Origin of the sequence: Mucilaginibacter lappiensis (genome assembly GCF_050433765.1) — a bacterium.
Taxonomy (GTDB): domain Bacteria; phylum Bacteroidota; class Bacteroidia; order Sphingobacteriales; family Sphingobacteriaceae; genus Mucilaginibacter; species Mucilaginibacter lappiensis_A.
In genome coordinates this window covers 704331-728177 of sequence record NZ_JBNPWP010000004.1, presented here as the reverse complement: position 1 = coordinate 728177, position 23847 = coordinate 704331, and the positions used below count along the sequence as shown (strand labels likewise).

Below are 23847 nucleotides of genomic sequence, written 5' to 3'. Positions count from 1 at the left end.
GCTTAGTGATGATGGAGCTTTGACTGCTCTTTTACACCTTACATCACTGGTCCCTTTTGCAGCGGAATGGTGGTCCCTATTCGGCGGAATATTCAGAAGTTAGAGAAAGTGACAAGATCGTTGATACATTGATATAATCATCTAAACCATTCATTTAAAAGGTACTTAAGTAAGGATATCGCAAACACATAGGCTTGCTATCTTTATGATAAAAGTAGCAAACAGCCAGTTAATCTATGCCTTAACCGAATAAAGGGAAGGCTTAAGCTTATAAAACCAAACACCGGCAACAACCGTCAATCCATAAGAGATAGCCCAAGGTATTGTTGTAACGTATGTGATAGGATCATCGTGGCCAAATAAAAGCAAAAACGGAAGTAACGCAAGTATGAGTCCTATAAGACAAAGACAACTTTTGAGTATTAAAGTGCTCATACTTAGCTTCATCATACAATGTAAAGATAGCCATAGTAACAGCCAGCAAGGAGAAGAAATTATAATGCCATAAGGTATTGAAAGCAAAAGAAAGCCAATAGCTCCTTCCAGGTTTACTAAGGACTTGGGTCTAACTAAAGCATCAAGAACTAGATACAGCAGGGGACTAATCAGCGCGCTTGTTAACCAGATCTTAAGGCTATAAAAGAGTGTTTGTTTCATGCTGTAAATTGTTCGCTTGTTGCTGGAATTACTTTGTAAAACCACACCCCTGCCGTAATAGTAGTTGCATAAGAAAGCATTAACGTCAAAGTAACCTCTGTCATTCTAAAACTGAACCCGTTTACCACTAAAAAAGGTAGGTACGTAAGTATGATTCCAACGAAAGAGAGTATGCACTTTAATGTAATGTTATTAGAGGGTGATCGGTATTTAAGACTACAGGATATTGGCAGTTAGGAGTACATAACATTTGGCATTAATGCTGTCGAGAAAATGGCATTAATGAATGTTATTGATTCTCTATTGGCCTTCGCATAACGTAATTTAATACTTTTCCAGATGAGCCTTCAGATAATGCATATGCATTAACAAATATCCATCCCTTCGTTGACATGTAATTTAGAGCATCAATTACAGAGTTAAAACTAACTACTTTGCCTTGATCATCTTTTATGCGCGAATCGGTGTAATGCCAAAATTTTGTTTCTTGTCCGTAGTCAACGGTTATAGTAACCTTAGAGCTAAACACCTTTGCAGTGGCTAATATCATGCAATATTGTTCATGCGGTTTTTGTATAGTGGTAGTGTCGGTCTGTGCAAAGCAGAATAAAGGGCACGAGAGTAATAGTAATAAGAATATTTTTTTCATGTGATTTGGTTTAGAACTTTAAAGATATGTATAAATAAACTGTTACCTCATTCTTTATTAGTCGAAAGATAAAAGGTGCAGTTCGCTAAAGCACGCCCCTGGGTATTTCCAAACAAACCGCCCCTCCCTATAAGTGATTATTTCCCGTAGAATTTCTTGAGTGTGCTCTTTTCAGAAGGAGAGGTTTGAGTTGTACCCCCTATCCTGTTCCCGATGAAAGAAGATTTGTTTTGTGTTATAAAAGCAAGGGAAGCGTGCCACAAACCACAAATCCCAGTCAGCATAAGGAAATTCTAACGAAGCTCAGAATTTCACTAAGAATGCTGCCTGACCCTATCTTCATTACTTGCTTCAACATCCAAAACAATCCAATTACGCACCTCAAAACAACCTGAAAGCACAAATGGAACTACTAAATCAATCCGAAAACACTAAACCTACCGCAACACCAAAAGCATATTACCGCATCAGTAAACGCTGGAAACAAGTCAGACCAGGCACTCAACACAAGCACTTGAAAGACCTTAATGACACTATTGCCATGCAATATCACCGCATTCTCAAAACGGTTAAAGAGAAATACCTCGAACCAGGCACAACTTATTTTGAAAGAGATTATAAGGACGATACAACAGATCCTTTTAGACTCCACGGCTTCATTTGCGATCAGTTCTATTTTATGCTGGAATGTGACTTCACATTTATAATGCAGATCGAATATGATTTTCATAACTGCCCGTTCGAAGCGGAAATATTGAACCTCCTAAAGTACGCAACCAGCATTAACAGAGCCTTTCACACACCCAAACAGCCAGCACTGCCGGAACATTTCAAAGCCGTCCTAGCCTATCAGGAAAGCCAATTCATTCACACCCTTTAATTCCCCATTATGGATAACAATTATTTATTCAGCAGTGCCACATCTGTTGATGAGCTTTACATTTTAGTCAAATGGCCATTTGTTCAGGACTTGATGGAATATGACTGGTTCAAATCAGAATGTTTGCTTTACAACGCATTTGAGGAGCAGGAACATATTGATTCAGCTTACTTCGTTCCCCTAAAACGTATTTATGAAGTGAAGGATGATACCTAACACAATTCAGATTTAATGATCCAACCGCTTGCTTTAAAAGGTAAGACTTCCCAAATCCATTACAAACACACTTTCAAAATGCTTGGTCTGATCGACCAGGCATTTCTTATTTAACAACAATTTACAAACACTTAAACCAAATCAGCATGAAACAGCAACAACAAGTCAATCAAAATCAGTTACCTTATAATAAAGTAGTCAAAGAGTGCTATTACCATATTTATAAAAATGCCAAACATCTGTTATCCACCCTTGAACGGGATGAAATGCGTTACAGCCTGGAAAGGGAAGACAAAACAGCACCAAAAGTTGGTACGATCATCCACGAAATCATTAACCCATTACTTTATCTCAGATTAGAGTGTCACCCTACAAACGTACTGGCCATACATTACGGCTTCGAGCAGGTTCTCGCAATCAATCAATACAGTAAGATTACCTCAGCTTTTATCCGAAGCATTTACAAATACACCTCAAAAGATGCCACAGAAGTCAATATTGAAGACTCTATAAGAACAGATTGGTGCATTAATACGTGTTCAGAAATGTATGAGTATATGGAGGAAAAGAACAAGCACCACAGCTTTAAATTGATTAAATACAAACCTACAACAATTAGAAGAAAGCAAATGCAAGCAGTAGCATAAAATTGGAATAGGAGTTATTGGCTCCTATTTAAAAGGCTCTTCTGGAATGAAGTCTTTTACAGAACAATTGAAAATGATTGCTAATTGATTCAAGTGATTTAAGTTATATTTGGTAGGAGAGTTGGAGCTTTCAGCCTGACCTATAAACCCATTTGATACATTTAATCTAACAGCAAGTTCAGATTGAGAAAGATTTTGTTGCACTCTTTTCTCCTTCACCTTATTGATTACGTAAGCTTCAATATCCGATTTAAGGTTAGCTGCCATTAAATACGAAAGAATAGAAAGAAAGCTTACATATTGCTTAGTAATAACTAAGTAAATTACTAATTTCGTGTTACAGTAAGTCCACTGTAATTATCAAACAACCTACCGATTTAGGACTATCGGTGCCTAAACTAATCACAATGAAGAAAATTTTATTTCTCCTACTATTTATTGTTTTATCAAAGCTTTCGTTTAGTCAAACGGTTTACACCCTATCTGAAGTAACATATAGAAAAGTAAAAAATGATGGGTCAACTACACAAGAACCCTTTCAAGCTATAAAAAAGGGATCAGTTGCAAGGCTATATGGCAATGGATTAACTATGGAATTCCAGAACGTGATGTATGACTTCGTTAGAAAGATTATTATAAGAGCTGACGATGGCGACCACATAAAATATATTGCAACTAATGGTGGAAACGATGTGTTTGAAGTTATGATCAATGACTATGGTACTTATTCTGTAATAAGCATACTTAATCGCAAAACAAAAAGTTTAGAGTTGTACAAAACACTGTAACAGATCTGACCAAAACACACTTATATAATATAAGCGACAACTTTATATCTCTGATAACGGACATTGTCTGCACTGGAAGGCTTGAGAGCTTCACTAACGAATCTAAACATGAATTAACAATGACAGAGAAGGACAATTATAATCTTCCAATTTTCAAAGGGTATAAGGATTGATTAATAAAAAACTATAATATCGACTGATCGTTCTTTCTAAAGGATATCTAAGCTGCATTTTACAAGATAACTGATTGCAAATCAAGAAGAGCTCACCTCAGGGTAGGCTCTTTACATTATTTATCGATTAGTTAACCACAATAACCTATTTATATGCCCTACATCATGACTATAGCCGCATTCATCTGGCTAATCATTTCCTATTCGAAATCTACCAAATAGATTACATTAGCTAAGTTTATCGTAACTAATGCATGGATAAACAATGAAGACCTTTCAGCTATTTACGTTTCCAACAAAGCATTCTTTCAGTTTTACACGATTGGACAAAACACGCCAACGACCTTTGGTGGTGTAATGGATAAAGAAAACATTCAATCTTTTGGATACGTCTATAACATTGATGTTCAGAAGCTTGTTCAGAAAGAGAGTAATGCGAAACATGAGGAGCATACTTTCGATTGGTCGTATGAAAACTCAAACGATAAATGTAAAGGAACTGCAACCGTTGCACTTAGTAAACACTATACAGCAACAGGAGTAACTTTTGATCTGCTCATATATATGCCACATGGTGCTCAATTAATTTTTAAAGGATACATGGAGGGAAGTTTGAAGCTGATCAATTAATAGAACAGCTTCCAGCTGACTTATTAAGAGGTACTGAATCTAAATCATAAAGGAGCTTACATTACGTAAGCTCCTTTCGTATTAATGAATAACAAAATAATCAAACAATAACCTTATCCCATCTATCGGCAATTTCTTTACACGCGGCTTCGATATTAGCTAGAATTCTTTTATATGCCCTGGGAGAAGTGAATATTTCGCCTCGGTAAACATCCAAAACCATGCAATGCTCGCTTTTGAAATTAAAGCCAAATTCATTCTCGAAGTAATGTTTAGTTAAACAGGCCATCGATTCGCCTCTATCCTTTCCCAAGGGCTCATTCTTGCCAAAATAAAACTTGACGAATCCTAACTGTTGCTTCCCGTTTTCATCTCTTAAGATTAATTCCGGACGTAAGCTAATTTGAACACCACTTAAAATAAATTTGTGGTTTGGGTTGTGCACGGCTATTTCAGGTTTAAACGAGGATAATTTATGACGTACTTCTAATTCGTATTTTAGAAATGATTTGAGTGCGTCTGAACTCGCAACGGCATATTTTTTTTCCATTACATCAAAAGGTATAACATTTCTCATACGATCGGCCTCAATCGAAAGAAAGGCAGGTTCATCCCTAACGTTTGTTAAATAGGATGATAGTGAATCTTCTGCTCTATTATACCATTTGGTTATGAACGATACGGGTGTTTTACACTGCCTGATTATACTATTTCGTCTGGAGGCCGTTGCCTCATCAACATATTCGCAAAGTGGATTTACAGAAATCCTTGGATATTCATTTACCTTTTTCATCTTCGTTTTAATTTTCTCTTTTAAATGGTACATTTTCATAGAAGTACTTTTAAATGATTAAATAGTCGTGCAATACCCACCTTGAGTAAGGTGTTGCTGACGGGTACAACCCGAAGATAGTTTTAAAGGCTTTTTAAAGGTTATCAACAAAATGTGCATAACATTTGTTGCTCAATTCGTGAAGGAAATAGACTTTTGCTTCTGTTATTCAACCATTAAAAAGTGCCCAGGGTATCCCAACCTGGTTGGAGGTGACAAGCCTCCGAGTGAATGAAGTCTGATCGGTGCTTCGAACACTTTTCAGACTTCATATTCATTGTCATTATCGTTTTCTTTAATCAAATACCAAACTTTCAACTACTTACAAGCGCATTACAGGCACCTATGGAACAAAGTTATTGTTTGAAACCCTATAATTTTAATGATAGTTTTACACAAATGCCCAAGTTGTTAACACTTTGTGTATTTGATTATTAAGTGTATGAGATGATGTTAAATTTTATTACGGTTAGAACCAATAGATTAAAATTTTAGTGCGACGTATATCTTTTAGTAAAGTTGCGATTAGGAATGAAACACATAATTACAATTAGATGACAATTTATTGTACTTAGAGTGTTGATCCATTAAATCTATTAGTTAATTGACATAAGCCTATACTTACTTCCCCCATTTAGGTTGCATACAACAGGCGCCCTGCCTTTTGGTTTCCATGAACTAAGTATTGATAAACAAAGAATCCACATTTGCTTCTACACCTTTGGTCACTTCGGAATGAATGAAATTGATAACATCATCAAATTTACCTTTTAGTCTTAAGTTTTTAGGATGTTGGGTTTTATATGAATGGTAGGGTAACAAAGGATGCTTCACTCTAAATAACACATCGTTTATCACAATAAGTTCCATCCCTTTAAATACGTTGTTAAGATGTGATTCGGGTATGCTTCCAGTTACAAATACAACTACATCTGGCTTTAAAATCGCAACTTCATCATTTATAATTGATGAACAGTTAGTGGCACTTAACCCCTTCAAGATATCCCATTTCGGAGTTGTCTTGTTTTCGTCTACCTTGCTGATATTGTTCCAAATAAAGGCCTTGTCAGATTTATTGAATTTGTGATTTAGCTTACGGCAAAACTGCCAAAATGGTGATTGTCTGCCCTTTCCAAGCTTGAAGTTTTCATACTTTCTAAGCAGGCTTTCAACTATTGTCTGATTTAGTATTCCATCCCTCAAACAGGGAAGACCTTCACCTATAGGCCAAGAGAAGGTTTCTTTACCAAAAATCATTAGTTTAGTCGTTGACTCAAAATATTCCGGGAAGGGCTTGATTAGTAAAGGGAACGATATGTTTCGATGAAAAGCGTTCTTTTCCCTGAGGAAATCTATAAGGTAAAGGTAATAATCATCGTATTTGAGGTTTAGCGCTGTCGCTGCACTCGAAGCCTGCGCTTGTGCGTTTAAGGTAGAAGTGATTAGGTTCATATTAACAAGTATACTTAAAGGGTATAACATTTTGATTGACAAACAGAATTTCATAAGCCCACACTATCCTTTCCCTCATTTTGGTTGCTTAGATGAGGTAAGGATAGCTATGCTTATGACTGGGCGCAGACGGCCTCTCACACACCAGGAAGATCGGTATTACGCAATTCTTAAGCTTTTCAAATCAGTCGCCAGATGTTGTTCCGTTTAATAAGTGCTACGCACACATTAAACTTCACCGCAGGCCATCACACTATGCCTGCACTTTTTTATTTCAATTCCTATACACATATACCACCCGCTTATAAAATGTGCAGGCATTAGCCAGCTATTGCGATCTGTCATCTAATTTGACTTAAGCAAAGTCATTGCTACATGAAAGCTCTCTCTGGCCTTATCAATCCATTCGCTATGCTCATTCATTGTTAAGTCAGGCGCTTTACATAATTTTTGCTCACCTGCGCCTCGTCGAAGACTTCACAACTGTCATGGCGTTTGAAAAGCCAAAGCAAAGCCCTCAGAAGTCAAACGCAACGCCAGTTTTTTGTGTGACGCATTCTTTGTAGTCGCACTTCGTGTTACCTCTACAAAGATCTTCTCCTCTATTCGCAGGCGGCTCGCAGAATTTCAGAGAATATGATATATTCGTATAATGAAACATACGCCTATAACCTTTAATTCACCAGCCTGTAATTGTCCATTATGTGGGGTTTATGCAAAACAAACTTGGAGAACACCCTTTAATAGTATGGAGGTTGTCGAAAATATGTTTTTGGCATATTGCTCGCACTGTAGTAAATACAGTATTTGGCTAAAGAAATACATGGTTTATCCAACCACTGGAAGTGCACCACTGCCTAATTCAGATATGCCCCAAGAAGTTATACAAGATTATGAAGAGGCTAGAAATATCATAGAATTATCCCCAAGAGGTGCTGTAGCATTGCTTCGTTTATGTGTCCAGAAACTATGTAAGCACTTGGGTGAAAAGGGTGAGAATATTAATACCGATATAAAGAACTTGGTGTCTAAAGGCCTTCCCGTTCGGATGCAGCAAGTTTTAGACAGTGTCAGAGTTATTGGCAACAACGCTGTTCATCCGGGCCAAATTGACTTAATCGATGATCGAGAAACAGCGTATAAATTGTTCGGATTTATCAATATCATTGTTGACATGCTCATAACACAACCAAAACAGATTGAGGAGTTCTATAATATACAAGTACCGGAATCGGCCAAAGCAGCTATTGATAAACGGGATAACCGACCCTCAACAAATTAAAGGAAAGATGACAGAAGTAACATTTATATGGAATACCTATATCACTATACCTCAATAGAGAATCTCGCCTTGATTCTAAGCAGTAAGAATTTGAGATTTACAGCCTTGGATAAGGTTGATGATTTGAACGAGGGGCTTGTTGATGACGTAGATAATTATCAGCAATTTACATTTGTAAGTTGCTGGACGAACGTTGAGCAAGAGAGCATTCCGATCTGGAACATGTATGCTAAAGACATGTCTGGTGTGAGGATTGCCCTTCCAAAGTATCCATTTAATCACTACTCATTTAACGCCTTGCCAAATGAGATCATTAGTGATACCCCCTTCGATGGAAGTACGATTGTAAACAAAATACATTATGACGAAGGATATATTTTTCAACGTGGAGAACATTATCTTGTAGAAGTAGAATATACAAACGATATAAATCTGTTGAAGCCAAAATTGGTTGAATTAAGAGATGAGAAACATCAAACTATTTGGTCTGCGAAAGTTGGTAGGTACAAACACAAAGCATGGGAATTCCAATCAGAACAGAGATATGTGATCGTTATCCATCCACGAGGTGGGTTTAAGCAGATCGATGGAGGTAAGTTTAAAACAGATAGTGTAATAAGTTCAAAATACATTGATATCCCTATTAGGGTCAACGCCTTTGAACAAATGGTAATATTACTAGGCCCTAAACAATTAGATTCTCATAGGCTGATTGTTGAGGCTCTCATAAAAAAATATAATCCCAAAGCGACTGTAGAACGAAGTAATCTTCAAATAAGGCATTAGTCCCATATATATATGGATTAGGAAGCCCCACGTCTTTAAGTATTCAGGGGCTAAGGCTCACTACTGTAATACGGCTACTTGAATGAGTGTTTAAATTATAAAAACAATCACATGGATGAGTACACAATAACTAGTTTTGAAGAGTTCCACTCTCTCGTGCTGGCTCATAATGAAACGAAATACTTGTTTCGAGGACATGCAGATGCTAATTGGCAGTTGTTACCAAAAGTGGGGCGGTCAGATTATGCAGCTTGCTTTTCACAAACAATGACAGAGCAAACGATTCTAAGCGCATGGAAAAGATATAGCCAACATCATCTCACAATACAACCGATAGATGATTGGGATTGGCTTACACTAGCTCAACATCATGGACTGGCAACAAGGCTTCTTGATTGGACAAGGAACCCCCTGGTCGCTTTATATTTTGCTATTGAATATCCGATTAAAGAAACTGATGCATGTGTATACATAATGAATTGGGGGAATTTCACTTATTTGACTGAAGGGAGGAGTCCGTTTGATATAGATAAGAGCGGTATTTTCTTTCCAAAAGGACTCTCTGCAAGAGTAATCAATCAGCGTGGAGTATTAACCGTATCTCATCAACCAAACAAACCCCTGAATGAAATTCTTACCAAAGCAAGCTTTATAAAATTAGTTATCAAACATACGGCCATCGGTACGTTACGTAAGGTTTTGGAGTTGTATTCCTTAAACGAATACTCTATATATCACGATTTAGATGCGCTTTCAAAACAATTAAATCGCTTTGTATTGGAACGTAAAATAGACGATCTTAAAGGCTAAAGACTTAATTGAGCCTATCCTCTCCACAAAGTTAGCTGATACACCAGCACATAGTCGTTTCACTTCAAGGTAGTATCACGAAAATGGGCATTCCATTGCATGGAAGCCTTCCGCATTTTCTTAGCTCTCCACCTTGCCTTAGTGCTTCTGTTCAGCAGTTCGTTCGTTCGAGAATTCACTCGACATAAAACTTACTGATATGACAGAGATTAAACACCTGCTAACTGCATTTGAACGATTTGCTTACGGACAATCCTTACACACCGCTTTTTCTGAACTTCTTGATTGGACGGTGTTACCTTTTAAGAAATGGGACAATGCAGAGCTGCAAAATGCTGCACTTGAAACTTACCAATCGCATCTTAAAGTTGATCAACTGGTAAAGCTCATCACAATCATTGGCGACCTCTCAGAAGGCTTTTCCGATCCACTTGGTGAACTTTATATGCAAGCAATTTCAAATGGTCACAATGGGCAGTATTTTACACCAACACCAATATGCGAAATGATGGCAATAATGAACATTGGTGAAAATTCACACCCAGGACAAACAGTTTGTGACCCAACTTGTGGCTCTGGAAGAATGTTATTAGCTGCTGCAAAGATCAACAGGCACATGTTACTATTTGGCGCAGACCTTGATATAACTTGTTGCAAAATGTCGCTGGTTAACATGCTGCTTAATTCTTTAAAAGGTGAAATAGCCCACATGAACACTTTAAGCAATGACTTTTACAGAGGCTTCAAAACTGGAACTGTACTTATTGGAATGCATTATTACTCTTTCTATACAGATTTTATAGAAGCAGAACAAAGCTGCATCTGGCTACATGATTTAAAAGGTAATGAAGTTAAGTCAAAGTTTGATAAACCATTCAAACCAATTCGTGCAGCTCAACCTATCAATGGTGTTCAAGGAAGTTTGTTTTGAGCCATGCGCTTTAATTGACTTTTGAAACTTATATTTGAGTTGGTAAATAATTGATAAATGCATCGTTTACACTCCGTTTATAATACTATAGATGATCGCCCGATTAGTACATTAACTCTAATCATTGTTTGTTTAGCTTTTGCATTACTTATATATGCCACTTTTGCTATCTACCGTGGAATAGGGAAGAATTTAGTTGTTACTATGAGAGGAGGAGGCAAAACAAACATCTTTATCCCTATTATATTAGCTGAAACAGTTTATATTTTATTCTTTTTATTCTCTAACATATCGACAATAAACCTTTATCAACATGATAAAGACATCTATAATAGTAAACAGCTACTATTTGTTGAAGGCGCAGTTACTGATTTTCATCCGATGCCCGGAAACGGTCATGGTAACGAATACTTTTACGTGAATGGCGTTCCATTTGGCTATTCTAAGTTTGAAGAAGGGATAGGCGGCTATCATATGACATCATTAGATGGCGGAGCAGTCAAAGCAAACCTCTATGTGAGGATAGGGTACTATCATACCGACTTTAGAAACATTATTCTAAAGCTTGAAACAGAGTAGCCAAAGCCTGCCAAGCTGCATCCAACTATTTATTTAGAAGTAGCTTGTATTAAATACAGCTATGCGGTCTACGAACGCTATTTAATTAAGAACTCAAGTAATCTTTATACTTTTATGTAACTTATATGAAAACATCAACAAACGTTCATTCATGGAATGAAATAATTGGATTTTATACTGATAGAATCCATGAAGGGGATGATCAAATGCCAATGTTAGAGTTCGTGCTTTATCTAAAAGAGAATCCAATTGGTGAACGGTTATTTGCATTTACCGACTCATTACGTCTAATTATTAGCGTTCACAACCCTATCGAACCATTTAGGGATACATTACACTTAGAATTTAACCAAGCAACTGATGCATTTCTGTTTACATATTATAAACAGCTCGATAGAAAACCCTTCGTAGCAGAGTATAAAGCGGAGAGTATAGTTGATAAGTTCATGGCATTAATTCAGGGTGTGGGATGGCAATGGCTACAAGCTGCCGTAAGATTATTAAGGTGATCTGATTCAGTTACCTTTTAAAGGAATAGGTCGGAAAGCACCTAAACACATTTTCTATCAATCCAACATTTACGTATCTCCTATAAAAGTTGCAGGCTCTTTTAAAAATTTGCTTATTAAGCCCCTTTAAATTAGCTTTACTGGTAGCCTTATTGCTTATGATTCGACTCTTTAAATTTATCATGATACCCTGCGCAGTTCTACTATCTGGATGCTTTGGTTTATTCGATAGTGGTGGCGATCATATTGTAGGACCCTATTATACAGGCTGGATTGACGTTCACTCTAGCAGATATCTGGGAAAGAGAGATAGCAACGACAGTGAAATAGAAATTATTCCTGCTTACATCTACGCGGTTGGCCACAATAACCGATTTATTGTTGCGAAACAGCACCCATTGAACGGCAAATTTCCCGACGAAACCATCAACACAACTCAAACTAACTATTACCTTATAGATCTCAAACTTGAACCAGGACAAGGCGAAAAAGGGATGTATGGCCCTATGGACGCTAGTCAATTCGCCAATCTAAGCCACGAACTTCATTTAAATGAAATAACTTATGATTTGACATATCCCGAGAAGCCATGAGAAGTGAGAGCCCTCGCAACCAATTAATTATGTTCAAGGCAATTTGTTTGAAGCTATTGAAGCTATATTAGCATTGTAATTAAATACAATGAACAAAGTACCGCATATAATCGGTAGTGCTAAGGTAATCCTTTATGCTATCGTTGGTGATATAATTGCTACAGGCAGCACTACCCATGTTGTAGGTAACCAGTTAATCGAATGGTTTCATGGTGTAGCTATTTGCCAATATGAAGGAGATAGCGGATACTATTTATTTTATTGTAATAAAATGTGGGAAACCATAACCGATACTTGGCACGAAACCATTGAAGATGCAAAAGATCAAGCGCAGCACGAATACAAACGCATATATTGGCAATCAATGGCGTAAAAGTGTGCCGGTTCACTACAGAAACATTGCTTAATTCTTGCAACTATAACAGAGTTTTGCGACATTCAGGGCTTGAACCTTATCACACACACAATCATGAACTTAGAACCACCATTGTCTAATAAATTAATCCTGCAAGTTAAAAGTGGTATCAGTAATACAAGTGCTAACTTTAATGAGGCAAATGCTAAAGTGTTTGGAGAGCAATATGCTAAGGGAGTTTTGAACAAGCTATTTCCCAAGAGCCAAGAATATGGGGACATTAAAAGTCATTTCAACACGGAACGTTTAAGTTCTTTTAATTTCGGAAGCTTTAAAGAGCGAGTAATAAGTATCCATTATCAAAGGAAGGAGTTGACATCGGAATTGCATCATCTTTCCAATCAATTGAGTGCCAACACCGCCGCCCTTGATAAGCTAAAGTCATCATTATTCAGTTTTTTATATAAGAAGAAAATAGCAGCCGACTCGGATTTGCTAAAGGAGCTTTCAAGTACGGTCGACTCTCTTAAAGAGTCAAAGATGAATTCCTTTATCGACCTTAGATACCGATATGAAAACTCGATATTAAGCAATGCCTATTCCGATTTAGTAAGTGCATTCACTACTCTTAAATCATCGATAAAGATTTGGGATGTCACCACAGCACAAATGAATTTGGACACAAAGGCTGCGGCAGGTACTTCAATAGATCGGCACGAGGTTAGATTCCATTTGGGAGGCTTAGAGATACTTTCAACCACTGAAAAGACGTTACATGTAGAGAACTTTAATGGTGGCGACTTCTACTTTTATCCGATGTTCATTGTTTATTTCAAAGGTAAAGACGAGGTAGCCATTATCGATTATGCTGACCTCTACATAGAATATAAGGATCAGCAATTCCTTGAACAGAAAAACGATATTGTTAATGACCTAAGTGTAGTTGGCGAAACTTGGTATAGGGTAAACAAAGATGGATCGCCCGACAGACGTTTCGTTGGTAATTATACAATTCCTATAGTATTGTATGGCTCTCTTCATATTAAAAGCCCGTCGGGGATTAATGAACTCTATTACGTAAGTGATCACAATAAAGCGAAGCATTTCTATGAGCAATATGTTAACTATCAAAGCTTAGCGCGGGCATCTAACTATGAAGTATTGGAATAGAAAGTAAAACGCCAGGCTTAATCAGCTTGGCGTTCGTCTTCATTATATGCTTAGCGCTGTATTACTTTTGAATCACTATTAATTTGGGATCAGTAACCACAATCTCCGGCTTGCCTTTATAATCGATTACAGCACCTTGAACAGTCACTGTCTTACCTTCCAGCTGTGAAGCCAATTGTTTAGCGTTACCTTTTAAAGCAATAGTTAGCAATTGATTAGGATAGGCTGCACCCAAGTTTACCAATACCATACTTCCAATATCTTTTAAACCATAAACTTTCCCTTCAACACTCACTTTATAACCTACGTATGTTACAATATCTTTTAGTTCCGCCTTAACAGTTACCTCTGGTAGGGTAGCGTTTGTCGGCACAGCAATTGACTCACGATTTAATTGAACATCTTTAAACAAACGATTTAATTCACCTGCCAATCGAATACCGGCTTGATCAATTCGTAAGTGGATAGTCTGAATATACTTTTTATAATAAGCTTCATCAATTGTTTGGCCTTGTTTAATATCCTCATACAGTACGCTGCTGATCTGATAGCTTTCCCATAACCATTCTATCGGACTATCAGCTTGCCATTTCCTAATCTGTGTTGCATTGGCCCAATCATATTGTTTGGTAATTTCATCTTCACCTAAGCCTTCGTGGTCTATTAGCTTGCTATCCCAAAGACTGTGCAGGTTAGTTCCTTTATTGTCGAAGCGCACTTGAATGGTATTACCTCCTTTATCCTCCTTGCGAGAAACGTGCATCGGCTGGTGAGCGTCACCCACCAGGTGAATAAGATATTTCAACGCACTATTCTTTTGTTGGGGTGTTGAAGTTTTATCTTTTAGAATAGCTTCCTCTTTAAGGATGGCCGCGTAAACATTATCATTGCTTTGCTGGCTAACGAAGTCAACGAATTGCTGATGGCTTAATCCTAAAGGCAGATTCAGAAAGTGCCATTTACCCGTTGTGGGATTCTTGTGTTCATCCGCCCAGGTGCTCACATCGGCCATCCTTTCACCTTTTAAGTAAGTGGCTACAACTTTTGCTGTATTAGTAGTTAAATGCTTTTCTGCTATGGTTGCAACGGCTCTATGTCCTTTGAATCCCCATGAAATGAGTGCCACAACAATGATTAATGTAATTGGTAGGTAGAGATACTTTTTCACCTTGCTAAAATAAGATTAATGATTGATTCGTAAAGTTTATAGATTTAATTAACTAAGTTTACTATACCAAACCTAAATCATCATGAAAAGGACTCTTCTTTTAATGTTGCTCGCTGCCGGTACGCTGGTAAGCGCAAGCAACATCAAACCTATAACAAGAACATCTACTACTAAAGCCGCAACCTGTGTTGGTGCTAACCCATGCAAAGCCTGTAAAAGTTGCAAGTATTGTAAGCGTTGTGCAAAAGATGGATTAACATGTGGTGTTTGTAAGAAATAGTTTTTTAAACGGTTTATGAAAACTTTACGAATACTGTTAGTTAGCGTTTTCTGTATTGCCCTTTCATCATGCTTACATGATGAAAATGATGGGCAGAAAGAAGATGGCACTGTAATCGAAGACGGAAGCTATAGTTCCACAGTTGATTATACTAATCCAAATACGGGTTATTCTGCGACTTACACACTAAGTGTCGAAGTAAGTGATGGGCAAGTAGTGCAAATTAACTTTCCTAACGATGGGTACTTAGATGAGGATCACATTACTGCTGCCGACATTGACGAAGATGGGAACGCAAATGTAGAAGGCGAGGAAGGCAAAACCTATGATGTTCATATTGATTTATAGCGTAGATATTGGCAATTCAATACAACAACAGACTTATTCTCATGAAAAAAATATTGTCAGGCATTACAGCTTGTTTACTATTAACCATAACATCCTGCGAGCAAACGAAGCCTAAATCGGAGCTTCAAAAGAAGATGGAGCTGGATAGCTTTTCAAGAGCTAAGTACGGTGAAAGTTCAGATGAGCATGTAAAGAAAATGGTAAATTCCAGCATTAAGAAAGCGTTGTTTGATACCGTAGGACTATATAAAGCACCAGTTAAGGTTTTAAGCGCAAGAATTGTAAAGCAGGAGTATTCTACGTTTAGAAACGTCTATTTAAAGTATAGAAATGTTTCGAAGAAAACTATTGCTGCTATTAAGTTTAATTGGTACGGTGTTAATGCCTTTAATGAGCCTGCCGATCTTGGTAATTCATTTGCTGCTGGATTTGGTGCCGGCTTTACCGATGACGTATTAAAGCCAGGGAGATCTGAAGGTTCAACTTGGGATGTATTGAGTAGAGATGCAAAAAAGATTGAGCTAGCTTGGCCAATTGAAGTATCATTTTCCGATGGAAGTAGCTGGAAGCTTAAGTATTCTCAAAGTATTAAATAAGGCAATCCTTCAAAGTATAATGACAGAGTGACTTTTCGAACTTCTTTGTTAAAAGGTAATTAGAGCTAATAACACTCCTCATCACTTATCTATCTATTCGAGAAGTTTAACTTTTAAGGCAATAAGGTTGGAACATACTTTTACCATTTCCCAAAACATCCTTTTATTCAATCTCATAAATCTACTACACTTTAGTTGACAAGGGGGTATAATACCCCTTTTTAGTAAAAGGTGTCGTAACTCTAACCTTAATAAAACCAATTAGCTAACTTCAATTCGGAGCTTTCTCACCTCCTATAAAAGATAAAATCTTATTAATCTTGAATTGACCGTAGTGACAGGTGGCTTAATAATCGTTAATAACACGGTTCAACAATGACCAATTCAGCTAACTTAGCAGCCACTTCTTTCATTGTTTCCTCAGCGGTACTGAGACCGCTTCGTGAGGCGAGTAAGGGGCTGACGTCACGTAGCGCTTCATATGTCGTTCCATGCACAACCGGAATGAGCCGATCGCCCGCGAGTAGCGCGGAAAGTTCTTTGTCAGCGATGCCCTCGTTTGGGAGACGACGCAGTAACGCAGGAGTTACCAGCACAATTCCTACCTTAGAGTTCGCCAAACCCTTGTCTATGGCACGGAGTAATGGAACGCCAAGACCGACATCTTTCTCACTAAACCAAACACGAACACCATTGGACTCTAATAAATCGTGAAGCTCTTTAGCTGCACCCTGCCGGTCATCCCATGCATGACATAGGAAGATGTCACGCAGATCAGGTTGATTTGACCGCTTCTCTACATTTTCTCGTATTGGTGTTAAAGAACGAACCTCGGCATCGGTGTAAAGGATAGAAGAACCAGGTCGCGACCAACGCGGTTTCCTACTTCTTCCAGAACTGCCTCCGCTACTTTGACGGCCTGAGGAGCTTCCTGACGAGGAGTAAGATGGATAAGAATCATAAGACGAGTTCGAACGGTAACTACTGCTATAACGACTACCACATGCGGGACATGCTGCTGCTCCACTCGCAGTGCGGTGTCCATATGTTGGCGCTGTACATCTTGCCATATTTTTTAGATTTTACTTAGACAATTAGGTTTTGTTGGACTAATTCCACGGCAAATTACATAATGTTAATATAAAACTCTGATGAAGTTCTGCACATTACAGGAGCTTCTGTTGATAACAGACTGTACTCAACTTAAGAATTACGGTACCAGTATAAAATAAAGAATCTTCATGTTTCTGAGTTAGGTATGAGAGTAAGGAATGAATTATTAGGCAAAGTTAGGGCTGGTGCTTCTGAAGCGTACAAAGCATAGGATTAACTAAAGTCCCGTATATTTGATCTCGAAGACTTGACAAGCATGCAAAAGTGGAGTAAAGCAATAATAACGACGATAGCTTTTGTAGTGTTATTTAACTGCTATCATTATATAGATAAGTATACGGAAGGATTAGTCTCATTAATCCTTACCCTTTTAATCCCAATTCTTTTTATTGTAATTATAGTTGCAATCGTTAAAGGTATTATTGTAATCATTAAGAATAGGCGAAACCTATCTTTTATGATTTGCCTACCTACCTTAATATATATAGTAGCTCTTGTACTTCCCATCCCTGATACAGAACAGTTTGAAAGCAAGGTTTTAATAAGAGGTTGTTATGAAGGGACACAAAATCAATCTTACATTCTGTATCGTCAAGATCATAGTTTTGAAATTCATTCCACCGGTGTCTTCTTTTATAGTAAATGGTATACAGGTCGATGGGAAAAAACAGGAGATACGATAGTGATGGCTTATAACAAAGATAAAAACCCGAAACTAGGCACCAAGGTAGTTTTACAAGATGGATACTTTAAACCAGTTGAAAATTTATCCGATACAAACAAGCAACAACTATCAATGTACTATATTGGTTATTGCAAAGGGGCGAACTGAATTATTATAAACTAACGCTCGAGCTGGGTTATTAAAAGGTAGTTAGGCAATTGATAGATATAGTCAATTGCAAGTTAAACAACAGTTTACCTTTTAAGGCAAACAGATGGACATATCATTTAAACCATCACCAACCACTTTCCTTTTTCCTATTTTTTTAACAATCTTACTTATATAAGGGTACTTACAAAAACTCTAAGAAAATAGGAAAAAGCACTTGTGACCTGAAACCTATCATAGAATCGACGGGGTTTGCCAAGGCCTACGCTCCGCACATTTTTAGAACTGAAGGTATAATACATAAGGAAGTTGAAATAAAATGTGCTGATATTAAAAAGAAGAGTGAGGAAATAATTATTCAGCAAAGTTAAGTGGGAGTCTGGAATACAAGGCAAGGAATTTCCGGCATAAACACTACCCTACTCACCATCTTACATTTATTCCGTTCCTCCTTGCATTTAATTCATCCTTGCACTTGTTGGGCCACCATAATTATTTATTCACTTAAACACATAATATGAAGAAACAAAGCCTCAAATCCTTAAATTGCTATCAAATTAGTATTAAAACTGCGCCAAAACTGCGCCAAATGTCAATTAAAACCATATAATACGAAACAGAAACTAAGAGTTGTGTAAACAAAAACCGATCAGAGAGTAATTAATAAATTTTAAGAAACAGCACTTAGAAGCTGGAAAGGCACTTTTAGGCAATAAAAAAGTCTCTTAGTATGACTAAGAGACTTTGAGTTTGTGGTATCAGCTGGGATCGAACCAGCGACACAAGGATTTTCAGTCCTTTGCTCTACCGACTGAGCTATGATACCTCCTTTTGGGGAGTGCAAATGTAGCTTTTTTTTTATGTTTGAAAAGTTTTTTTTGAAAAAAGTTTTCAAAAAAGCATGATTGAATAAGGTATTAATTATAAAGTTAAACAATTGTCCACTTAATCAGTTACTTAGCTGCCACAGGATTTTTCGGCCTCAAAACATTTTTCTGTTTCAACAATTCAATTAACTTTGAAAAACTTACTATGCACGCATAATGATTGCACAGGCTATATTTATTATCATTTTAGGGGCAGCTATTTACTTGTTCGCCAAAAACGCAGGTAAAATAAGGCGCAACATATTGTTGGGAAAAGATACTGACCGCTCTGATCAGCCGGTCATACGCTGGAAGGTAATGGCAAAAATAGCCCTGGGGCAAACCAAAATGGTAAAACGCCCGGTAGCGGCCATTATGCATTTTTTTATCTACATAGGTTTTGTGATCATTAACCTGGAAGTGCTCGAGATCATGATTGATGGTATTTTTGGATCGCATCGTATATTTTCTCATCCGCTTGGTGGTTTGTATGGTTTGCTGATAGGTGGCTTTGAAGGGCTGGCTGTGCTGGTGCTTGTTGCTTGTGTGGTTTTCCTGTGCAGACGTAATATTGTGCGTTTAAAACGCTTTAGTGGTATCGAGATGACACAGTGGCCACGGTCAGATGCCAACTATATACTTATTACCGAAATTTTACTGATGACCGCCTTTTTAACCATGAACGCGGCCGACTATAAATTACAGTTATTACATTTTAGTCACTACGTTAAAGCCGGCAGCTTCCCGGTAAGCTCACTGATAGCCCCTTTGCTGCCTGATGGTTCAGGTGCCTTGGTACTTGTTGAGCGGGTATGCTGGTGGTTTCATATTATAGGTATTTTGGCATTTTTAAATTACCTGCCTTATTCAAAACATTTTCATATCCTGCTGGCTTTCCCCAATACGTATTATTCCAACTTGAATAAAAAAGGGAAGTTTACCAACATGGCATCGGTTACCAACGAGGTAAAAGCTATGCTTGATCCTTCTTTTGTACCTGAAAACACGGGCGAACCGGCACGTTTTGGGGTTAAGGATGTTACAGACCTTACCTGGAAAAATCTGATGGAAGCCTACACCTGTACCGAGTGCGGCAGGTGTACTTCGGTGTGCCCGGCCAATATTACCGGCAAGCTATTATCGCCCCGTAAAATTATGATGGATACCCGCGACCGGATCACCGAAGTGGGTAATAACCTGGATAAGCACGGCAAAGATCATGACGATGGTAAAACCTTATTGGATAATTACATTACCCGCGAAGAACTTTGGGCTTGCACCACATGTAATGCCTGTGTAGAGGCCTGCCCGGTAAATATTAATCCGCTGGAGATCATCACCGAAATGCGCCGCTATATTGTAATGGAAGAATCGCAGGCTCCCGCCAGTCTGAACAATATGTTTGGAAATGTAGAAAATAATGGCGCACCATGGAAATACAGCCAGGCAGACAGATTTAATTGGGCGGAGAAGCCTTAAGTCCGTAGTCGATGGTCAATAGTCCATAGATGATAGCTTATAACCAATTATAATAAAACAATAAAAGAAACTATGGTTTATGGATTATTGACCATCTACCAATAATAAATCTGATATGGAAAACTCGATATCCGAAATAAAAGTACCTACCATGGCCGAGATGGCCGCACAGGGAAAAGAACCGGAGATATTATTCTGGGTGGGCTGTGCAGGTAGTTTTGACGAACGAGCACAGAAAATAACCCGTGATATTTGCAAGATCCTGCAGCATGTAGGCATCAGTTATGCGGTTTTAGGCACGGAGGAAAGCTGTACCGGCGACCCTGCCAAGCGTGCCGGTAATGAGTTTTTGTTCCAGATGCTGGCCATGACTAATATACAGGTGCTTGATGGTTACAACATAAAAAAAATAGTAACCGGTTGTCCGCATTGTTTTAATACCATTAAAAACGAGTACCCGGGTTTGGGGGGCAATTATGAGGTGATCCATCATTCCCAGCTCATTCAGCAACTGATTGATGAAGGGAAGCTGAAGGCCGAGGGTGGTGAAAGTTTTAAGGGGAAAAAGATCACCTTTCATGATCCTTGTTACCTGGGCCGGGGCAATAATGTTTATGAGGCGCCACGTGCTGCCCTCGAAATTTTGGATGCTGAACTGGTAGAAATGAAACGCTGCAAATCAAACGGTTTGTGTTGTGGTGCAGGTGGAGGCCAAATGTTTAAGGAACCTGAACCAGGTAAAAGAGACATCAATATGGAGCGCATGGAGGATATTCTGGAAGCTAAAGCACAGGTTGTGGCCGCTGCCTGTCCATTTTGTATGACCATGCTTACCGATGGCGTAAAACATCAGGATAAAGAGCAGGAGATACGCGTGCTGGATATTGCCGAGATCACCGTTAGGGCAAATGGGTTATAAATCGGCTTTTGTTTTAAAGTAGTTCAACGCGCTTTTCAGGCTGTCCAATCGCTCTGTGCTCATGTTCTTAACGGGCAGGTCAAGCACGGTCGACATGGAGTCGATATCCCCCTTCGGATCCTCATAAGTTTGCACAATGATATCATCGGCAGCGGTGCTCAATTGCAGGGTTCCTGCTTTGTCGTCGCCCTGGTATCCTACATCGTTTAAGCGGTGCAAATTAAAGGAGTAATACACCTGTTTACCATGTTGATAAGTTTTTCGGAGCCGTAAAAAATAATCGTTTGTAAGGGTGAGTTCCCACTTTTTTAATTTAACATCAGGCAGCGGGTTGTACGATTCTGAAAGGCATTTGTTACTCCAATCCAGCCATTCCTGATCGTCTGTTTGTGGCCTGAAGCTATAATTAAGCCAACCTGCAAGCAAAATGCAGACAACTAACAGCATTTTTTTTGTTTGCGACAGATGTGTTTTTTTCATGACAACAAAATGTAACCCGAAGTTAATAAATTGATATTTTTGTAAATGGAATTTTCTCAACACTCAAGAGTTTGGATATACCAGGCCGATAGAAAACTATCAGACCAGGAAGTGCAGCAAATACAGCCTGAACTGGATAATTTTACCATCGGCTGGACAGCCCATAACAACCAGTTAAAAGCCCGGGCCGAGATTAGATATAACCGTTTTTTTATTTTGATAGTTGATGAAAGTCAGGCTGGTGCCAGCGGATGTTCCATTGATAAATCAGTTCATTTTATGAAGCAGATAGAGCAGCGTTTTAATGTTAACCTGTTCGATAGGTTTAACCTGGCCTATCGTGAGGGAGAAGAGGTAAAATCATTACCCCGCCATGCTTTTGAGGATCTGTTGAAGCAAGGAAAGATAAATACCGAAACCATTGTTTACAACAACATGGTACAAAATGTAGCCGAACTGGAAAGCAAATGGGAGGTGCCATTTAAAAACAGCTGGCATATACAATTGTTCAGGGATCTTGTTAATTAACAAATCATTATAATTAGTTGGCTCATTCAATTAATTATGAAAACAATAACGGTAATAGCTTAATAATTAAAACTATGTTCATCATCGATCTTAATTATATTGTGCCGCTTGAGGAGGTGGATAAATATATGGCTCCCCACGTTGAACACCTGGAAAAATATTACGATAAAGGAATATTTGTTATATGGGGACGTAAAGAGCCGCGTACTGGCGGTATTATCCTGGCTTTGGCTGCTACCAAACAGGAGATAGAAAAAATCATTACCGAAGATCCGTTTCACATACACGGATTGGCGGAGATCACAGTAACAGAATTTTTAACTTCTAAATATCGTCCCGAACTCAAAGGTATTCTAGGGCTTTGATGCATCCAGATTTTATTTAAAAAACATTTTTGTTACTTTAATTGATAATTTTAAGGACTGTTTGATTTTCTGAAAGTCAGCAGTAATTTATTATACTTACCACACTTCGACCTTCGCTTTTTATAATGCATGAAAGATTATACCTTCGAATATACTAGACAAGGCCTTGTTTATCTTTTGTTTGGATTATCATTTGCAATTATAGTTTTAGGCTTATTTCCTTTTAGAATTTTATTTACGGGCATCATATCGCCAGGTATAGGGGTAATAGCACTGATAGGATTAGCGATAGCATTCTTTTTGTTAAATAAGCATAGAATTAAAAGAATAGGAATTGCAAAGCTCTCTATGACCGATTTGACAATAGAGTTGAATCAAACAATCCATATTCCCTTTAGTGATTTGAAGTATTATTATATATACGATGGAAAAAATGGGATTGTGTTTACCTTGGGATTTTTAGATGGCACTAAATTCAAAATAGGGGCTAACAATAATTTCTGCAACAATGATTTGCTAAAGACATTTTTATCTGATTTTCAGTCGGCTATAGAAAGCTATAAGGCTCAAAATAAAGTTAACATTGTTCACTTAGAAACGATATTCGCGAGAAAGCAAACATTATATATTTTATGTACGCTGACAGTTTTAGTGATTCTTGGTTTTTGCTTTACACACATGCCACTTATGATATTGCCAATTAGTGCTAGTGTATCTCTTTCGGTGGCTTGGATTAGATATTTTCAGCAAAGAAGTAAGAATAAACTTGTTGATTTTTGATATTTCCAGGGCAAACAGAAATGCCTGTTTATTGATTTATTTTTTAAAATTCTATTAGGGAACAATTGAAGCGATATTTTCTCCATTATGATTGAAAGAAAAGGTAGTAATTGTTATTGAAATATGCGATTAGAACAAAAGCCTGTTAGGGATG

Annotated in this window: 29 protein-coding genes and 1 tRNA gene; 22 read left to right on the top strand and 8 right to left on the bottom strand. The window is 37.9% G+C overall.

Annotated elements, in window-relative coordinates:
* Nucleotides 1–946: 946 nt before the first annotated feature.
* Nucleotides 947–1306 carry a hypothetical protein gene (locus tag M2273_RS16290; protein ID WP_429398661.1) on the bottom strand — a complete coding sequence of 120 codons (360 nt, stop codon included), beginning with the start codon at nucleotides 1304–1306 and terminating at the stop codon, nucleotides 947–949.
* 403 nt (nucleotides 1307–1709) lie between these two features.
* Here M2273_RS16290 and M2273_RS16285 point away from each other — a divergent pair, with 403 nt between their 5' ends.
* The 3 genes from M2273_RS16285 to M2273_RS16275 all read left to right on the top strand — a co-directional run bounded on the left by M2273_RS16285 (nucleotide 1710) and on the right by M2273_RS16275 (nucleotide 3049).
* Nucleotides 1710–2186: a hypothetical protein gene (locus M2273_RS16285; RefSeq protein ID WP_429398660.1), complete on the top strand. Its 477-nt coding sequence runs from the start codon at nucleotides 1710–1712 to the stop codon at nucleotides 2184–2186.
* A 9-nt stretch (nucleotides 2187–2195) separates the two neighbouring features.
* Entirely contained in the window at nucleotides 2196–2402 is a 207-nt protein-coding gene (locus M2273_RS16280; RefSeq protein WP_429398658.1) for a hypothetical protein, read from the top strand.
* 146 nt (nucleotides 2403–2548) lie between these two features.
* Entirely contained in the window at nucleotides 2549–3049 is a 501-nt protein-coding gene (locus tag M2273_RS16275; RefSeq protein ID WP_429398656.1) for a hypothetical protein, read from the top strand.
* Nucleotides 3050–3073: 24 nt separating this feature from the next.
* Here the strand turns inward: M2273_RS16275 and M2273_RS16270 are convergent, their stop codons facing one another.
* Nucleotides 3074–3316 (bottom strand): helix-turn-helix domain-containing protein, encoded by a 243-nt coding sequence (locus M2273_RS16270; RefSeq protein WP_429398654.1) that lies wholly within the window; start codon nucleotides 3314–3316, stop codon nucleotides 3074–3076.
* Nucleotides 3317–3456: 140 nt separating this feature from the next.
* On the opposite strand from M2273_RS16270, the gene M2273_RS16265 reads away from it, so the two are divergent.
* Together M2273_RS16265 and M2273_RS16260 are read left to right on the top strand one after the other, a co-directional pair.
* Entirely contained in the window at nucleotides 3457–3837 is a 381-nt protein-coding gene (locus M2273_RS16265) for a hypothetical protein (protein WP_429398652.1), read from the top strand.
* A 530-nt stretch (nucleotides 3838–4367) separates the two neighbouring features.
* Nucleotides 4368–4640: a hypothetical protein gene (locus tag M2273_RS16260; protein WP_429398651.1), complete on the top strand. Its 273-nt coding sequence runs from the start codon at nucleotides 4368–4370 to the stop codon at nucleotides 4638–4640.
* Between the two features lie 100 nt (nucleotides 4641–4740).
* Here M2273_RS16260 and M2273_RS16255 read toward each other — a convergent pair whose 3' ends face one another.
* Both M2273_RS16255 and M2273_RS16250 read right to left on the bottom strand, forming a co-directional pair.
* Nucleotides 4741–5472, bottom strand: coding sequence for a hypothetical protein (locus M2273_RS16255; protein WP_429398649.1), 732 nt, complete (start codon nucleotides 5470–5472; stop codon nucleotides 4741–4743).
* A 678-nt stretch (nucleotides 5473–6150) separates the two neighbouring features.
* A complete protein-coding gene (locus tag M2273_RS16250; protein WP_429398647.1) occupies nucleotides 6151–6924 on the bottom strand; it encodes a hypothetical protein in 774 nt (257 codons plus the stop codon).
* 748 nt (nucleotides 6925–7672) lie between these two features.
* Here M2273_RS16250 and M2273_RS16245 point away from each other — a divergent pair.
* From M2273_RS16245 to M2273_RS16205, 9 genes are all read left to right on the top strand, one after another.
* Nucleotides 7673–8206: a DUF4145 domain-containing protein gene (locus M2273_RS16245; protein ID WP_429398646.1), complete on the top strand. Its 534-nt coding sequence runs from the start codon at nucleotides 7673–7675 to the stop codon at nucleotides 8204–8206.
* 90 nt (nucleotides 8207–8296) lie between these two features.
* Entirely contained in the window at nucleotides 8297–8992 is a 696-nt protein-coding gene (locus M2273_RS16240; protein WP_429398644.1) for a DUF2971 domain-containing protein, read from the top strand.
* A 111-nt stretch (nucleotides 8993–9103) separates the two neighbouring features.
* Nucleotides 9104–9802, top strand: a complete 699-nt coding sequence (locus M2273_RS16235) for an FRG domain-containing protein (protein ID WP_429398642.1) — start codon at nucleotides 9104–9106, stop codon at nucleotides 9800–9802.
* A gap of 199 nt (nucleotides 9803–10001) precedes the next feature.
* On the top strand, nucleotides 10002–10733 hold the full coding sequence (locus tag M2273_RS16230) for an N-6 DNA methylase (protein WP_429398640.1): 732 nt from the start codon (nucleotides 10002–10004) through the stop codon (nucleotides 10731–10733).
* Between the two features lie 57 nt (nucleotides 10734–10790).
* Nucleotides 10791–11312 (top strand): hypothetical protein, encoded by a 522-nt coding sequence (locus M2273_RS16225; RefSeq protein ID WP_429398638.1) that lies wholly within the window; start codon nucleotides 10791–10793, stop codon nucleotides 11310–11312.
* A gap of 125 nt (nucleotides 11313–11437) precedes the next feature.
* Nucleotides 11438–11821: a hypothetical protein gene (locus M2273_RS16220; RefSeq protein WP_429398637.1), complete on the top strand. Its 384-nt coding sequence runs from the start codon at nucleotides 11438–11440 to the stop codon at nucleotides 11819–11821.
* Between the two features lie 89 nt (nucleotides 11822–11910).
* Entirely contained in the window at nucleotides 11911–12414 is a 504-nt protein-coding gene (locus tag M2273_RS16215; protein WP_429398635.1) for a DUF3997 domain-containing protein, read from the top strand.
* 88 nt (nucleotides 12415–12502) lie between these two features.
* Nucleotides 12503–12787 carry a hypothetical protein gene (locus tag M2273_RS16210; RefSeq protein ID WP_429398633.1) on the top strand — a complete coding sequence of 95 codons (285 nt, stop codon included), beginning with the start codon at nucleotides 12503–12505 and terminating at the stop codon, nucleotides 12785–12787.
* Between the two features lie 96 nt (nucleotides 12788–12883).
* Nucleotides 12884–13939 carry a hypothetical protein gene (locus M2273_RS16205; RefSeq protein WP_429398631.1) on the top strand — a complete coding sequence of 352 codons (1056 nt, stop codon included), beginning with the start codon at nucleotides 12884–12886 and terminating at the stop codon, nucleotides 13937–13939.
* 61 nt (nucleotides 13940–14000) lie between these two features.
* On the opposite strand, the gene M2273_RS16200 is transcribed toward M2273_RS16205, so the two are convergent.
* A complete protein-coding gene (locus M2273_RS16200) occupies nucleotides 14001–15107 on the bottom strand; it encodes a S1/P1 nuclease (protein ID WP_429398629.1) in 1107 nt (368 codons plus the stop codon).
* 295 nt (nucleotides 15108–15402) lie between these two features.
* Between M2273_RS16200 and M2273_RS16195 the strand changes: the two genes are divergently transcribed.
* Nucleotides 15403–15735, top strand: coding sequence for a hypothetical protein (locus M2273_RS16195; RefSeq protein ID WP_429398627.1), 333 nt, complete (start codon nucleotides 15403–15405; stop codon nucleotides 15733–15735).
* A gap of 41 nt (nucleotides 15736–15776) precedes the next feature.
* Complete coding sequence (locus tag M2273_RS16190; protein ID WP_429398625.1) at nucleotides 15777–16331, top strand: hypothetical protein; 555 nt, start codon at nucleotides 15777–15779, stop codon at nucleotides 16329–16331.
* A gap of 356 nt (nucleotides 16332–16687) precedes the next feature.
* Here M2273_RS16190 and M2273_RS16185 read toward each other — a convergent pair whose 3' ends face one another.
* Nucleotides 16688–17401: a toll/interleukin-1 receptor domain-containing protein gene (locus M2273_RS16185; protein WP_429398623.1), complete on the bottom strand. Its 714-nt coding sequence runs from the start codon at nucleotides 17399–17401 to the stop codon at nucleotides 16688–16690.
* A 299-nt stretch (nucleotides 17402–17700) separates the two neighbouring features.
* Between M2273_RS16185 and M2273_RS16180 the strand changes: the two genes are divergently transcribed.
* Complete coding sequence (locus M2273_RS16180) at nucleotides 17701–18276, top strand: hypothetical protein (RefSeq protein ID WP_429398621.1); 576 nt, start codon at nucleotides 17701–17703, stop codon at nucleotides 18274–18276.
* Nucleotides 18277–19029: 753 nt separating this feature from the next.
* On the opposite strand, the gene M2273_RS16175 is transcribed toward M2273_RS16180, so the two are convergent.
* Nucleotides 19030–19102 (bottom strand) — tRNA-Phe (locus tag M2273_RS16175).
* A 217-nt stretch (nucleotides 19103–19319) separates the two neighbouring features.
* Between M2273_RS16175 and M2273_RS16170 the strand changes: the two genes are divergently transcribed.
* Both M2273_RS16170 and M2273_RS16165 read left to right on the top strand, forming a co-directional pair.
* Nucleotides 19320–20621: a 4Fe-4S dicluster domain-containing protein gene (locus tag M2273_RS16170; protein ID WP_429398619.1), complete on the top strand. Its 1302-nt coding sequence runs from the start codon at nucleotides 19320–19322 to the stop codon at nucleotides 20619–20621.
* Nucleotides 20622–20736: 115 nt separating this feature from the next.
* Complete coding sequence (locus tag M2273_RS16165; protein WP_429398617.1) at nucleotides 20737–21540, top strand: (Fe-S)-binding protein; 804 nt, start codon at nucleotides 20737–20739, stop codon at nucleotides 21538–21540.
* On the opposite strand, the gene M2273_RS16160 is transcribed toward M2273_RS16165, so the two are convergent.
* The gene (locus M2273_RS16160) at nucleotides 21535–22020 is read right to left on the bottom strand and encodes a hypothetical protein (RefSeq protein WP_429398616.1); all 486 of its coding nucleotides are present in this window, start codon (nucleotides 22018–22020) and stop codon (nucleotides 21535–21537) included. The genes M2273_RS16165 and M2273_RS16160 overlap by 6 nt on opposite strands.
* Before the next feature lie 45 nt (nucleotides 22021–22065).
* Here M2273_RS16160 and M2273_RS16155 point away from each other — a divergent pair, with 45 nt between their 5' ends.
* The 3 genes from M2273_RS16155 (at nucleotide 22066) to M2273_RS16145 (ending at nucleotide 23693) form a co-directional block, all read left to right on the top strand.
* Nucleotides 22066–22548, top strand: coding sequence for an ABC transporter ATPase (locus tag M2273_RS16155; RefSeq protein WP_429398614.1), 483 nt, complete (start codon nucleotides 22066–22068; stop codon nucleotides 22546–22548).
* A 74-nt stretch (nucleotides 22549–22622) separates the two neighbouring features.
* A complete protein-coding gene (locus M2273_RS16150; RefSeq protein WP_429398612.1) occupies nucleotides 22623–22913 on the top strand; it encodes a YciI family protein in 291 nt (96 codons plus the stop codon).
* 129 nt (nucleotides 22914–23042) lie between these two features.
* Nucleotides 23043–23693, top strand: a complete 651-nt coding sequence (locus M2273_RS16145) for a hypothetical protein (protein ID WP_429398610.1) — start codon at nucleotides 23043–23045, stop codon at nucleotides 23691–23693.
* Nucleotides 23694–23847: the final 154 nt, after the last annotated feature.